The 11,790-nt window shown below is 74.0% G+C and carries 16 protein-coding genes and 1 pseudogene; 7 read left to right on the plus strand and 10 right to left on the minus strand.

The window, feature by feature from the left end:
• Nucleotides 1-133 precede the first annotated feature (133 nt).
• A complete protein-coding gene (locus ACLQ2U_RS13695; RefSeq protein WP_425750990.1) occupies nt 134-415 on the plus strand; it encodes a hypothetical protein in 282 nt (93 codons plus the stop codon).
• On the opposite strand, the gene ACLQ2U_RS13700 is transcribed toward ACLQ2U_RS13695, so the two are convergent.
• Both ACLQ2U_RS13700 and ACLQ2U_RS13705 read right to left on the minus strand, forming a co-directional pair.
• Nucleotides 372-1,397, minus strand: a complete 1,026-nt coding sequence (locus ACLQ2U_RS13700) for an adenosine deaminase (protein ID WP_425750991.1) — start codon at nt 1,395-1,397, stop codon at nt 372-374. The genes ACLQ2U_RS13695 and ACLQ2U_RS13700 overlap by 44 nt on opposite strands.
• Nucleotides 1,394-2,188, minus strand: coding sequence for a trans-aconitate 2-methyltransferase (locus ACLQ2U_RS13705; protein WP_425750992.1), 795 nt, complete (start codon nt 2,186-2,188; stop codon nt 1,394-1,396). The genes ACLQ2U_RS13700 and ACLQ2U_RS13705 overlap by 4 nt, the downstream gene beginning before the upstream one ends.
• 207 nt (nt 2,189-2,395) lie before the next feature.
• Here ACLQ2U_RS13705 and ACLQ2U_RS13710 point away from each other — a divergent pair.
• Both ACLQ2U_RS13710 and ACLQ2U_RS13715 read left to right on the plus strand, forming a co-directional pair.
• Nucleotides 2,396-2,545, plus strand: a pseudogene (locus tag ACLQ2U_RS13710) (aldo/keto reductase); the annotation flags it as partial.
• Between the two features lie 88 nt (nt 2,546-2,633).
• The gene (locus ACLQ2U_RS13715; protein WP_425750993.1) at nt 2,634-2,828 is read left to right on the plus strand and encodes a hypothetical protein; all 195 of its coding nucleotides are present in this window, start codon (nt 2,634-2,636) and stop codon (nt 2,826-2,828) included.
• A gap of 155 nt (nt 2,829-2,983) precedes the next feature.
• On the opposite strand, the gene ACLQ2U_RS13720 is transcribed toward ACLQ2U_RS13715, so the two are convergent.
• The 7 genes from ACLQ2U_RS13720 to ACLQ2U_RS13750 form a co-directional block, all read right to left on the minus strand.
• Complete coding sequence (locus ACLQ2U_RS13720) at nt 2,984-3,187, minus strand: cold-shock protein (protein WP_011905669.1); 204 nt, start codon at nt 3,185-3,187, stop codon at nt 2,984-2,986.
• A gap of 286 nt (nt 3,188-3,473) precedes the next feature.
• Complete coding sequence (locus ACLQ2U_RS13725) at nt 3,474-3,746, minus strand: DUF4235 domain-containing protein (RefSeq protein ID WP_425750994.1); 273 nt, start codon at nt 3,744-3,746, stop codon at nt 3,474-3,476.
• A complete protein-coding gene (locus tag ACLQ2U_RS13730; RefSeq protein WP_425750995.1) occupies nt 3,743-4,084 on the minus strand; it encodes a DUF3618 domain-containing protein in 342 nt (113 codons plus the stop codon). The genes ACLQ2U_RS13725 and ACLQ2U_RS13730 overlap by 4 nt, the downstream gene beginning before the upstream one ends.
• Entirely contained in the window at nt 4,081-4,515 is a 435-nt protein-coding gene (locus tag ACLQ2U_RS13735) for a phage holin family protein (RefSeq protein WP_425750996.1), read from the minus strand. The genes ACLQ2U_RS13730 and ACLQ2U_RS13735 overlap by 4 nt, the downstream gene beginning before the upstream one ends.
• A 175-nt stretch (nt 4,516-4,690) precedes the next feature.
• Nucleotides 4,691-5,929: a mechanosensitive ion channel family protein gene (locus ACLQ2U_RS13740; protein WP_425750997.1), complete on the minus strand. Its 1,239-nt coding sequence runs from the start codon at nt 5,927-5,929 to the stop codon at nt 4,691-4,693.
• Between the two features lie 79 nt (nt 5,930-6,008).
• Nucleotides 6,009-6,830: a DUF1206 domain-containing protein gene (locus ACLQ2U_RS13745; RefSeq protein ID WP_425750998.1), complete on the minus strand. Its 822-nt coding sequence runs from the start codon at nt 6,828-6,830 to the stop codon at nt 6,009-6,011.
• A 60-nt stretch (nt 6,831-6,890) separates the two neighbouring features.
• A complete protein-coding gene (locus ACLQ2U_RS13750) occupies nt 6,891-7,259 on the minus strand; it encodes a hypothetical protein (protein WP_425750999.1) in 369 nt (122 codons plus the stop codon).
• Nucleotides 7,260-7,353: 94 nt separating this feature from the next.
• On the opposite strand from ACLQ2U_RS13750, the gene ACLQ2U_RS13755 reads away from it, so the two are divergent.
• Nucleotides 7,354-8,580 (plus strand): cysteine desulfurase-like protein, encoded by a 1,227-nt coding sequence (locus tag ACLQ2U_RS13755; protein ID WP_425751000.1) that lies wholly within the window; start codon nt 7,354-7,356, stop codon nt 8,578-8,580.
• Nucleotides 8,577-8,864, plus strand: coding sequence for a GNAT family N-acetyltransferase (locus ACLQ2U_RS13760; RefSeq protein ID WP_425751001.1), 288 nt, complete (start codon nt 8,577-8,579; stop codon nt 8,862-8,864). The genes ACLQ2U_RS13755 and ACLQ2U_RS13760 overlap by 4 nt, the downstream gene beginning before the upstream one ends.
• Nucleotides 8,865-8,990: 126 nt before the next feature.
• On the opposite strand, the gene ACLQ2U_RS13765 is transcribed toward ACLQ2U_RS13760, so the two are convergent.
• Complete coding sequence (locus ACLQ2U_RS13765; RefSeq protein WP_425751002.1) at nt 8,991-10,478, minus strand: glycoside hydrolase family 3 protein; 1,488 nt, start codon at nt 10,476-10,478, stop codon at nt 8,991-8,993.
• Between the two features lie 141 nt (nt 10,479-10,619).
• Here ACLQ2U_RS13765 and ACLQ2U_RS13770 point away from each other — a divergent pair, with 141 nt between their 5' ends.
• Nucleotides 10,620-10,745 (plus strand): hypothetical protein, encoded by a 126-nt coding sequence (locus ACLQ2U_RS13770; RefSeq protein WP_425751003.1) that lies wholly within the window; start codon nt 10,620-10,622, stop codon nt 10,743-10,745.
• Between the two features lie 79 nt (nt 10,746-10,824).
• A complete protein-coding gene (locus tag ACLQ2U_RS13775; protein ID WP_425751004.1) occupies nt 10,825-11,775 on the plus strand; it encodes a TIGR03557 family F420-dependent LLM class oxidoreductase in 951 nt (316 codons plus the stop codon).
• Nucleotides 11,776-11,790: the final 15 nt, after the last annotated feature.

The following is an 11,790-nucleotide window of genomic DNA, read 5'->3' on the forward strand; positions in this document are numbered from 1 at the left end:
CAGTTCCGCCGGCCTGTCGCCCCTGACACCTGCCGGCCGGCGGAGCCAGTGCGCGCGGCGGGAGCACGGTCCCCCCACACCCACTCCCGCCGCGCGCGCACCCCTCACCCGCCGACAGTCGTGAGGTGAGCCGATGAACCCGTCCGTCAGCCGACCGATCCGCTGGGCGACCGTGATCGGCGCGGGCATCGCCGTCACGCTCGCTCTCTGGCAGGACCCGGTCCTCGCGTACGGCGTGGTGGAGTCCACGGCCGGGACGCCGCTGGACGCCCCGTACCTGCCCGTCGCGCTGGCCGCCGCCCTCGGGCTGGCGCTGGCCGCGCGGCGGCGACGCCCGGTGAACGTCGCCCGCCCGCGCGGCGCCCGGCCGGTCAGTACGTCGCGGCCGCCGAACAGGCGTCGATCTCGGCGCTGATCCGCGTCTTCTCCGCCGGCTCCAGGAACGAGGCGGTCACCGCGTCACGGGCCAGCGCGGCGAGACGGTCCGGGCCGGCGTCGAGCAGCCGGGCGGCCACCGCGTACTCGTCGTTGAGGGTGGTGCCGAACATCGGCGGGTCGTCCGAGTTGATCGTCACCAGCACGCCGGCGTCGACCAGCCGCTTCAGCGGGTGCTCCTCGATCCGCGCGACCGCCCGGGTGCGCACGTTGGAGGTCGGGCAGACCTCCAGGGCGATCCGGTGCTCGGCCAGGTACGCCAGCAGCTGCGGGTCGTCGACGGCGGAGATGCCGTGGCCGATCCGCTCGGCGCCGAGGTCGCGCAGCGCGTCCCAGACCGTCTGCGGGCCGGTGGTCTCGCCGGCGTGCGGCACCGAGCGCAGGCCGGCGGCCCGGGCCCGGTCGAAGTACGGCTTGAACTGCGGCCGGGGCACGCCGATCTCGGGGCCGCCCAGGCCGAAGCTGATCAGCCCGTCCGGCCGCTCCTCCAGCGCGATCCGCAGCGTCTGCTCGGCGGCCGGCAGTCCGGCCTCGCCGGGGATGTCGAAGCACCAGCGCAGCGCGATGCCGAAGTCGGCCTCGGCGCGCTTGCGGGCGTCCTCGATCGCCTCGCAGAACGCCGGCGCGGGGATGCCCCGGTGCACGTGCGAGTACGGGGTGACAGTCAGCTCGGCGTACCGGACCTGCTGGCGGGCCAGCTCGCGGGCCACCTCGTAGGTGAGGATCCAGACGTCCTCCGGGTCGCGGATCAGGTCCACGACGCTCAGGTAGACCTCGATGAAGTGGGCGAAGTCGCGGAAGGCGAAGTAGTCGGCGAGCGCGTCCGGGTCCGCCGGCACCGGGCTGCGCCCCTCGTGCCGGGCGGCCAGCTCGGCCACGATCCGGGGCGAGGCGGAGCCGACGTGGTGCACGTGCAGCTCCACCTTGGGCAGTGCGGCGATGAAGGTGGACAGGTCGGTCACGGCTTCTCCTCTGCACGGGCGCCGGTGCGGGCAACCACGAAGATGCGGCGGAACGGGAAGTACACCTGACCCTGCCGCGCCGGGTACGCCTCGGCGAGCCGTACCCCCAGTTCGGTGCGGAAGTCGGCCCAGCCGGCGGCGTCCAGCGCGGCCCGGACCGGGCGCAGCGCGGTCCCCTCCATCCAGGTCAGCACCGGATGGTCGGCGTCGGCGCCGGCCGGCAGCAGGTGCACGTAGGTAGTCTCCCAGGCGTCCACGGCGCAGCCGGCGGCGGCCAGCAGCGCGGCGTAGTCGACGGCGTCGCGCACCGGCGCCTCGCGCAGCAGCGGCGCCAGCGTGTCCGACCAGCGGGTGGCCCGGGCAACCTCGCGCAGCGCCCGGTGCGAGGGAGCGGCGAAGTTGCCGGGTACCTGGAAGGCCAGAAAGGCGCCGGGGGTCAGCGCACCGGCCCAGCGCACGAGCAGGTCCTCGTGGCCGGGCACCCACTGCAGCACCGCGTTGGCGACGACGACGTCGACGTCCGGCGTGGGCCGCCAGTCCCGGACGTCACCGACGGTGAAGTCGACCGGGGCGTCCAGGGCGGCGGCCCGGTCGATCATCTCCGGGGACGAGTCGACGCCGGCGGTCCGGGCGTCCGGCCAGCGGGCGGCGAGGGTGGCGGTCAGCGTGCCGGGGCCGCAGCCGAGGTCGACCACGGCGCGCGGCCGGTCGGCCGGGACGCGGGCGACCAGATCGTGGAAGGGTCGGGACCGTTCGTCGCCGTAGCGCAGGTAGGTCGTGGGATCCCACATCGCAGCCTCCAAACCGTACGTACGTCTTGTTGGACTCTACGGCCCGCGCTGCGTGCTGGCAAGGCGGTCACTAGGCTCGTCCGAATGGAACAGCGCAGCTTCGACCGGCTCGGCCGGCAGGTGGGCGTCGTCGGACTGGGCGCCTGGCAGCTCGACGCCGACTGGGGACAGGTCAGCGAGGGCGCCGCCCTCGACGTCCTGTCCGCCGCCGTGGTCATCCCGGGTGCCCGCAGCCCGGAACAGGCGCGCGGCAACGCCGCCGCGGCCGGGCTGCGGCCGCTGACCGGGCAGGAGCGGGAGACCGTCCGGTCGTTCTACGACGAGCTGGTGCGGCCCCGGGTGCACGACCGGTGGTGAGCCGCGTCGGCACGGTGCTCGCGTCCGGCCCGGCCGACCCGCATGCTGGCGGCGGGGCCGGACGCACCGGCCGAGTGGAGGGGGACCGATGAGGGGCTGGCTCACGCTCACCCTCGGCCTGCTGGCCGTGGTGGTCGGTGGCGTGTGGACGGTGCAGGGGCTCGGGTACGTCAGCGGCAGCGTGATGACCGATCAGCGGATCTGGGCGGTCATCGGGCCGGTGCTGGTGCTGATCGGCCTCGTCGTGCTCTGGCTCGGCCTGCGCGCCCGCCGACGCACCTGACCCGTTCGCCGGCGCCGCCGCCCTGCGGTGGTCGGGCAGCGCCGCGGCACCGGGCCCGGATACGCGGAAAGCCCCGCGTCCCAGCGAGGACACGGGGCTTCTCGTCGATCCGGGGGGCCGGATCACCCGGGCCGGCGGCTGCCGACCGGCACTGCTCAGAGGGGGCGGACCTGCTCGGCCTGCGGACCCTTCTGACCCTGGGCGATCTCGAACTCCACCCGCTGGTTCTCCTCCAGCGTGCGGTAGCCGCTGGTCTGGATGGCCGAGAAGTGGACGAACACGTCAGCACCCCCGCCGTCGACGGTGATGAAGCCGAAGCCCTTGTCAGCGTTGAACCACTTCACGGTTCCCTGCGCCATGTGTATCTCCTTCTAAAACTGGCGGCCGAGCACGCCGTGCGGCCGATTGGCCGTTTTCGAGCAGCAGCGCCTGAGGCGGCCCCCACGCAGGAGACTTCTCTCAACCCACGCCATCTCTCAACAGCGGAGATCAGCAAACCACGTACGCAAAACTCTGCACAGCCCGCCCGACGAAATTTTCCGACATGTGACCTGACGGATGCCTGAGATCGCTGGAGGGGTCGTCGGCGCCATGCGAAAGGCCCCCCACCCGTCGATGCGGATGGGGGGCCTGCACGCCTGCCGGTCAGTCCGGCCAGCGGCCGGTCACCCGTCGTACGCCGACCGCGCCGCCCCGGTCCACGGCGGCCCGGACGACCGCGAAGATCGCGCCCTGCAGCGCCGCCGCGGCGAGGACCTCGCCCCAGCCGCGGTCCTCGTCGGTCGCGCTGGGCGCCTCGCCGTCGCCGGCGGTCACCTTCCAGACCTGCCGGAAGATCGCCCCGGCGACCGTACCGGCGGCCAGACCGAGCAGCACCCCGACGGGCTTGTACGCGGTCTTCCCAATGCCCCTGCTCACCTGCGCCTCCCCCGGACGACCAACAGCACGATCACGGTCGCCACGGCGCCGGCCGCGACCGCCGCCCACGGCACCGGGTTGCGCCGGACCGCCGCACCCTTCTCGTACGCCTGCACCCGCGCGACGTCCGCCTTCTGCGCCGCCTGCCCCCGCACCCGGGACACGGTCAGCGCGGCCTGCTCACGCATCCGCTCCTTCGCCTGCCCGGCGGACTCCCGCAACCGGGCCTTGACGTCGGCCTTGGCGGCCAGCAGCTCCATCGTCTCGCCCAGCTCCACCCGGGTACGCCGGATCTCCTCGCGCAGCGCCTCGGTGTCGCCGGTGCCGTTGCCCGTCATGCCCGTCCCCTGTCCTTCACCGCGGCGGTGACGGTGTCCACGTCCGCCCGGACGCTGCGCACCGCCGCCTCCGGCATCGGCGGAACCGCCTGGCTGACCTGCTTCTTCCCGACCAGGGCGAGGACCCCGGCGAGCAGGAAGAGTGTCACCGCCACGATCAGGGCGGCCGCCCAGCCGGGCAGCACCAGGTCCAGCAGCAGGATCGCGGTGGCGACCAGCGCGCCCAGCCCGTACAGGGCCAGCGCGCCGCCCCCGCCGAAGAGACCGATCCCGATCCCGGCGTGCTTGCCCTTCTGGGTCAACTCCGCCCGGGCCAGCGCGAGTTCGTCCCGCACCAGACGGGAGACCTGCTCGGTGGCCCGCTGCACGAGTTCGGCGGTGGACGGCTCGCTCCCGGTCCGGGACGTGCGGTGGTTCGCGACGTCAGCCATGCTGTCCTCCTTTCATCATCACCGCGCTGTATGCCCGGAGCCGCTGCCCGCCAATCCTGCGCGCAGTACCCCAGTCATCATCTGACCGCAGGTCGGCCCGGAACGTCCGGCGAAACGCGGAAGCGGCGACGAGGAAGCCCCCGGAACCGTGGGTTCCGGGGGCTTCTCGGGATGCTCAGCGGTGGGCTTCGGCGGGTTCCTCGACCCCGACGCGGGCCTCGCCGCGCGCCTCCCCGTCGTCGGCGGGGCCGACGAAGGCCTCGCTGCGGGCCTCGCCGTCGTCGCTGCCGCCGAAGACCCGGGCGTCGTCCGGCACCTCGGCGTCCTGCGACCGGCGTACCGGGCGGCGGGGCTGCACCCACTGCCAGGGCAGCGTGCCGGAGGCGTCGCCGATCTCGGTGCGGGTGCGCGGCAGGGCCGTCGGCTGCTGGTCCCGGACCCAGGCGGCGAGGTGCTCGCGGACCAGGCAGCGCAGGTCCCAGAGGCTCCCGGCGTCGGCGGCGCTGACCAGCGCCCGCACGGTGAGCGTCCCGCCGGTCGCGTCGGTCACCTGCAGTACGCAGACCCGGCCGTCCCACAGCTCGGTGCTCTCGGCCAGCCGGCGCAGCTCCTCCCGCATGGCCTGCACCGGGATCGACCAGTCGACCTCGAACTCGGCGGTGCCCAGCACGGCGGCCTCGGTCCGCGTCCAGTTCTGGAACGGGGTGCTGGTGAAGTACGACGTGGGCAGGATCAGCCGCCGGTCATCCCAGATCTGCACCACCACGTAGCTGAGGGTCAGCTCCTCGACCCGGCCCCACTCCCCCTCGACGACCACCACGTCGTCGAGGCGTACCGCGTCGCTGAAGGCGAGCTGGAGGCCGGCGATGACGTTGCCGAGCAGGCTCTGCGCGGCCAGCGCGGCGACCACACCGACCACACCGGCACTGGTCAGTACGCCGGCGCCGATGCCGCGGACGGCGGGAAAGGTCATCAGCATCACGCCGACCGCCAGGATGACGATCACCGCGATGGTCAGCCGGCGCAGCAGCACCACCTGGGTGCGCACCCGGCGGGCCTGCCGGTTGTTCGGCACGTCCGTCCGGAACCGGGCCAGCGCGGTGTCCTCCACCACCACCAGCAGCGAGGCGACCAGCCAGGCCACCGCGGCCACCAGGCCGAGCACCAGGACGTGCAGCACCACCTGACGCCAGCTGGCGCCGACGGCGTAGCCGGTGGTGAGGCGCACCGCGAACTGGACCGCGACGACCGTGGCGGCCACCTGGAACGAGCGGTGGGCGTGCTCGGTGAGCTCGGTCATGAGCAGCGAGCGCCGGCCGAGCCGGCGGATCACGCGGTGCACCACCTCGACGAACAGCAGGGCGATCGCCGCCGCGGCAGCCGCGGCGGCGATCGTCTCGAGGTAGTCCTGCACTAGGTTGTCTCCCTCCAGCCCGGCTGATCGGTCCCGGGCAAAAGCCCTATGGTGCCCGGGGATCACCGAATCGACCAGCTCAGACCTTGCGGTACCGGGACTGGAGGAAGCAGAAGGTGCCGAAGGCGGCGATGCCGAGGGCGACCAGCACCAGGATCGCCTGGCCGTACGACTGGTCCCGCAGGGTGTGCAGGGCGGCGTCCAGGCCACGGGCCTTCTCCGGGTCGTACTTCACCGCGGCGACGATGATCAGCAGCCCGGCGATGCCGTACGCGATGCCCTTGGCGACGTAGCCGGCGACGCCGAGCCGACGGGCCAGGGTCCGGGCCTGCGGGCTCATCTCACCGGTCTTGAGGTGCTTCTCGAAGCGCTTGACCAAACCGTAGATCACCAGGCCGACACCGATGCAGGCGAGCACCAGACCGGCCAGCCCGACCAGCCAGCGACCGCCGGCGGAGGTCATCAGCTTGCCGGTCAGCGCCTCCTGCTGGTCGGCGCTGTTGGAGCCGGCGTCCTTGAAGACCTTGAAGGCGGTCCAGGCGAAGTAGAGGTAGACGATGGTCCGGCCGACGGAGGCGAGCCGTTCCCAGACCCGCCCCTTGCCCTGCTCGGCGCGGTGCCCGACGGCCGCCTCGAGTCCCTGCCAGATCGCCATCGCCAGCAGGCCGATCGCGATCGTGATCACGAGGAACTTGCCCAGCGGCTGGGCGGCGATGGTACGCAGCGCACCGGACTGGTCGCCGTTCTCGCCGGCCTTGCCGAAGGCGATCTGCAGGGCGAGCCAGGCGAAGAGCAGGTGCACGATCCCGTAGCCGATGAAGCCGGCCCGGGCGAGGAGTTCCAGCCAGCGGCTGTCCGCGGTGCGGGCGGCGGTGGCTTCGGCATTCCCGGTGAGTGACATGGCGCCACAATCTCCGAATGCGAAGATCCCCAAACGTGGTTTACCGCCGCCCGGGCGGCGTCAGCTGCCGGAACTCTTGGCCACGCGGATCTTGACCTGCTGGTCGGTGACGCTGTCCAGGGTCACCGCGAAGCCGCCCACCTCGGTGGCCTGCTGGCCGGTGGTGAGGGAGACCTGCTCGCCGGCGACCTCGACGGTCACCTGGTCGCCCTGGGCGCCGACCAGCTTGGCCTCGACGCCCAGGAACTTGGCGCTGGCGTCCACGCCCCGGTCGAAGGTGACCGTGCAGGTCTGGTCCAGGCCGCAGTCGGTATCGGCGCCGTCGGAACTGCACCCGGCGAGCACGGCCACGCCGAGCGCCAGGCCGGCCAGCAGGCCGGCGGCCCGGCGGGAGGGGGTCAGCGGGGGGATAACGGATCGGTTCGTCACCCGACCAGGGTACGAGACGCGCGCCCACCCGGCACCGCCGCCTTGATCATCCACCGGGACCGGTGCCGCCCACCCGGGCGGGTAGGGTCCCGACATGCCGTTCGACATCGCCCGGACCAGGGCCGCCTACCCCGCCCTGACCGAGGGTTTCGCCCACTTCGACGGTGCCGGCGGCACCCAGACCCCGCAGTCGGTGATCGACGCGGTGAGCGACGCGATGCGCACGGCGCTGGGCAACCGGAGCACCGCCTTCGTACCCGGCCGGCGTTCCCTGGAGCTGGTCGCCGCCGCCCGCGCCGCGGTGGCCGACCTGCTCGGCGCGGCGCCGGACGGGGTGGTGCTCGGGCCGAGCGCGACGGCGCTGACGTACACCCTGGCCCGGACACTCGGCGACACCTGGCGCCCGGGCGACGAGGTGGTCGTCTCCCGGCTGGACCACGACGCGAACGTGCGGCCCTGGGTGCAGGCGGCCGAGGCGGCCGGCGCCACCGTGCGCTGGGCCGAGTTCGACCCGGCCACCGGGGAGCTGCCCGCCGGCCAGTACGCCGATCTGGTCGGCGCGCGGACCCGGCTGGTCGCGGTGACCGCCGGAAGCAACGCGATCGGCACCGTGCCGGACGTCGCCGCGATCACCAAGACCGCCCACGAGGCGGGCGCCCTGGTCTGCGTCGACGGGGTGCACTCGGTGCCACACGGCCCGACCGATCTCGCCTCGCTGGGCGCGGACTTCCTGGTCACCAGCGCCTACAAGTGGTCCGGCCCGCACCTCGCCGCGATGGTGGCCGACCCGGCCCGCTGGGCAGTGCTGCGCCCGGCCAAGCTGCTGCCCAGCTCCGACGCGGTGCCGGACCGGTTCGAGGCCGGCACGCCGAGCTTCCCGCTGCTGGCCGGGGTGGCCGCCGCGGTGGACCACCTGGCCGGGCTGGACCCGGCCGCGACCGGTGACCGGCGGGAACGGGTCCGCGCCGGGCTGGCCGCCGCCCAGGGCTACGAGGAGTCGCTCTTCGACCGGCTGCTCGGCGGCCTGACCGCCCACCCCGCGGTGACCGTGTACGGCGCTGCCGCCCGCCGCTGCCCGACGGTGTCGTTCCGGCTGGCCGGCTGGTCGCCGGCCGGGTTGGCGGCGGCGCTGGGCGAGGCCGGCCTCTGCCTCTCCTCCGGCGACTACTACGCCTACGAGTACTTCCGGGCGATGGGGCTGCGGGAGACCGGCGGGGCGGTCCGGGCCGGCGTGTACCACTACAACACCGCCGACGAGGTGGACCGGTTGCTGGCCGAACTGGACCGGCTGGCCCAGCGGGGGGAGACAATGGGCCGGTGAGCTTCCTGGTCGAGGAGAACCCCGCCAAGCACCGCTTCGAGATCCTGGTCGACGACGCGTTTGCCGGCTTCACCGCGTACATCCCCCGCGGCGAGGTGTTGGTGTTCACCCATACCGAGGTGCGCCCGGAGTTCCAGGACATGGGGGTGGGCGCGGCGCTGGTCCGGGCCAGCCTGGACCAGGTGCGCGAGCGCGGCGGCCGGCTGGTGCCGCAGTGCTCGTTCGTGCGGGCGTTCATCGAACGGCACCCCGAGTACGCCGAGCTGGTGGTCGAGCCGGCGTAGTCACCGGCCCGTCGGGCCGGGGCCTCGCTCGTCGCGGTTCGCGGCATGTCGCGGTGTCCGCCTCACTGGACACCGCGACACGCCGCAGACGGGGACGGAGCCCCGCTTGCGGGCCGGGGATCGCGGTCAGCCCAGGCCGGCGAGCAGCTCGGCGGCGGCCCGCGCGCCGGCCCGGGTGGCGCCGTGGGTCGCCACGTGCAGCCGTCCGGTGACCAGCTCGGGCACCCCCAGCTCGACCACGACCGCGTCGGGCCGGGCGGCCAGCGCCCGCCGGACGGCGACCCGCATCCAGTCGTGCCGGTGCAGGTCGCGGACGACCAGCACGACCGGTCGGCCGTCGGCGCCCGCGACGGGGTCGGTGGGCAGGTCCGCCTCGGCGAGCCGGACGGTGGTCGTCCCGGGCAGCAGGTCGGCGAGGGGGGCGCCGACCCCCCACGGCGTCTCCGGTCCGATGGCGATGTTGCGCGGCGGGGCGAACTCCACCACGTGCGCGGCGGCGGTGAGCGGGAGGACGCCGTCGCGGTCCCCGCTGACCCGCAGCGCCCGCCGCGCCGCGGCCAGCCCGACCGTCGACGCGTCGGCGCGGCCTGGCGCGTGCGCCGGCCGGTCGGCGCGGGCGGCCACCGTCCAGGCCGCGAGCTGGCCGACCCGCTTGGCGGCCTCGGCGAGCCGCTCCTCGGGCAGCTCCCCGGCGACCACGGCGGCGACGATGGCGTCCCGCAGGTGTCGGGCGGCCTCCTCGTCGGCCCGTTCCCCGCCGACGCAGACCGCGTCCGCGCCGGCGGCGAGGGCACGCACGGCCGCGCCGGCGAAGCCGTACCGGTCGGCGACCGCGCGCATCTCCACCGCGTCGGTCACCACCACGCCGGAGAAGCCGAGCTCGTCGCGGAGCAGGTCGCCGAGGATGCGCGGGCTGAGGGTGGCCGGCAGCTCCGGGTCGAGGGCGGGGACCAGCAGGTGGCCGGTCATCACCGCCTGCACGCCGGCGGCCACGGCGGCCCGGAACGGGACCAGCTCCCGGGCGTCGAGGCGGGCCCGGCTGGCGGTGATGCGGGGCAGGTCGTGGTGCGAGTCGACGCGGGTGTCGCCGTGGCCGGGGAAGTGCTTGGCGCAGGCGGCCACCCCGGCCGACTGCAGGCCGCGTACCCAGGCGGCGGTGTGCCGGGCGACCAGGTCGGGGTCGGCGCCGAAGGACCGGACGCCGATGACCGGGTTGGCCGGATTGTTGTTGACGTCGGCGTCGGGGGCGTAGTTGAGGGTGACGCCGAGCGCGGCGAGATCGGCACCGAGGTCCCGGGCCACCTCCTCGGTCAGCCCGGGGTCGTCGACCGCGCCGAGGGCGAGGTTGCCGGGACGGGAGCTGCCCAGCGCGGACTCGATCCGGGTGACGTCGCCGGCCTCCTCGTCGATGGCGACGAGGACGTCGGGTCGTTCGGCGTGCAGGGTCGCGGTGAGCGCGGCGAGCTGGCCGGGGTCGACCACGTTGCGGGCGAAGAGCACCACCGCGCCGAGCCCGTCGCCGAGCCAGCGGCACACCCAGTCGGGCGGGGTGGTGCCGACGAAACCGGGCTGCAGGACGGCGGCCGCCAGGCCCGCCAGATTGCGCTCGCTCATGCGGCTCCCGTACCCCCGTTTCTCCTCCGACGGGCTCTCGCCGTCGCGGTGCTGCCATGGTCACACCGCGCCACGAAATAGTCAATAAACCTTACTGTTACCGTCCTGGCGCCGCCCGGAGCCTCGTGGGACAGTGCGGAGATGGATCTCCCGCCGCTCGCCGACGCCACCTCCGCGGCCGACGTCCCCGGCGTGCGCCTGCTCGGCGTGGTGGTCGGCGGCCTGCTGCTGCTCGCCGCGATCCGGGCCATGTTCGGCCGCCGCTGAGACTGATCCCCGCCCACCGGGGTACCGCTCCCCACGGCGGCCCGGCGCGCCCGGCGGCGGGCGACGGCGAGGGGGACCCATGAAGATCGGCTACTTCCTGTCCAGTGAGGAGTACGGCCCGGCGGAGCTGCTCGACCAGGCGCGCGACGCCGAGCGGGCCGGCTTCGAGGCGCTGTGGATCTCCGACCACTACCACCCGTGGGTGGACGCCCAGGGGCAGAGCCCCTTCGTCTGGTCCACGATCGGCGCGCTGAGCCAGGTCTGCTCGCTGCCCGTCACCACCGCGGTCACCTGCCCGACCGTCCGCATCCATCCAGCGGTGGTCGCCCAGGCGGCGGCGACCAGTGCGGTGTTGCACGGCGGCCGGTTCGTGCTCGGGGTCGGCAGCGGCGAGGCGCTCAACGAGCACATCCTCGGCGACGCCTGGCCGCCGACCGACGTCCGGCTGGAGATGCTGGAGGAGGCGGTCGAGGTGATGCGCGAACTCTGGCGGGGCGGCTTCGTCAACCACCACGGCCGGCACTACACCGTCGAGCACGCCCGGGTCTACACGCTGCCCGACACGCCGCCGCCGGTCTACGTCTCCGGCTTCGGCCCGAAGGCGATCGACCTGGCCGCCCGGATCGGGGACGGATACGTCAGCGTCATGCCGGACGGGGACATGGTGCGCCGGTTCCGGGGGAACGGCGGCGGCGACAAGCCGTGCCAGGCCGGCTTCAAGGCGGCGTACGCCGACAGCGAGGAGGAGGGCGTGCGGATCGCGTACGAGAAGTGGCCGAACGCCGGCGTGCGGGGCGAGCTCTCTCAGGTGCTCCCCTCGCCGCGGCACTTCGAGCAGGCCGCGCAGCTGGTGAAGCCGGAGATGATGAAGGAGTCGTTCGTCTGCGGCAACAGCCCCGAGGCGCACCTGGAGATGATCGACCGGTACGCCAAGGCCGGCTTCGACGAGGTCTACGTGGCCAACACCGGCCCGAACGCCCAGGGCCTGTTCGACCTCTACCAGCGCGAGGTGCTCCCCCAGCTGCGCTGAGCGCCCCCGCCGGTG

This window comes from Micromonospora sp. DT47, from assembly GCF_049844475.1.
In the GTDB taxonomy this organism is placed as follows: Bacteria; Actinomycetota; Actinomycetes; order Mycobacteriales; family Micromonosporaceae; genus Micromonospora.

Coding starts and splice junctions, on each gene's coding strand:
- ACLQ2U_RS13695 (WP_425750990.1), top strand. CDS start 134: ATGAACCCGTCCGTCAGCCGACCGATCCGCTGGGCGACCGTGATCGGC.
- ACLQ2U_RS13705 (WP_425750992.1), bottom strand. CDS start 2,188: ATGTGGGATCCCACGACCTACCTGCGCTACGGCGACGAACGGTCCCGA.
- ACLQ2U_RS13715 (WP_425750993.1), top strand. CDS start 2,634: ATGAGGGGCTGGCTCACGCTCACCCTCGGCCTGCTGGCCGTGGTGGTC.
- ACLQ2U_RS13720 (WP_011905669.1), bottom strand. CDS start 3,187: ATGGCGCAGGGAACCGTGAAGTGGTTCAACGCTGACAAGGGCTTCGGC.
- ACLQ2U_RS13730 (WP_425750995.1), bottom strand. CDS start 4,084: ATGACGGGCAACGGCACCGGCGACACCGAGGCGCTGCGCGAGGAGATC.
- ACLQ2U_RS13735 (WP_425750996.1), bottom strand. CDS start 4,515: ATGGCTGACGTCGCGAACCACCGCACGTCCCGGACCGGGAGCGAGCCG.
- ACLQ2U_RS13745 (WP_425750998.1), bottom strand. CDS start 6,830: ATGTCACTCACCGGGAATGCCGAAGCCACCGCCGCCCGCACCGCGGAC.
- ACLQ2U_RS13755 (WP_425751000.1), top strand. CDS start 7,354: ATGCCGTTCGACATCGCCCGGACCAGGGCCGCCTACCCCGCCCTGACC.
- ACLQ2U_RS13765 (WP_425751002.1), bottom strand. CDS start 10,478: ATGAGCGAGCGCAATCTGGCGGGCCTGGCGGCCGCCGTCCTGCAGCCC.
- ACLQ2U_RS13770 (WP_425751003.1), top strand. CDS start 10,620: ATGGATCTCCCGCCGCTCGCCGACGCCACCTCCGCGGCCGACGTCCCC.
- ACLQ2U_RS13775 (WP_425751004.1), top strand. CDS start 10,825: ATGAAGATCGGCTACTTCCTGTCCAGTGAGGAGTACGGCCCGGCGGAG.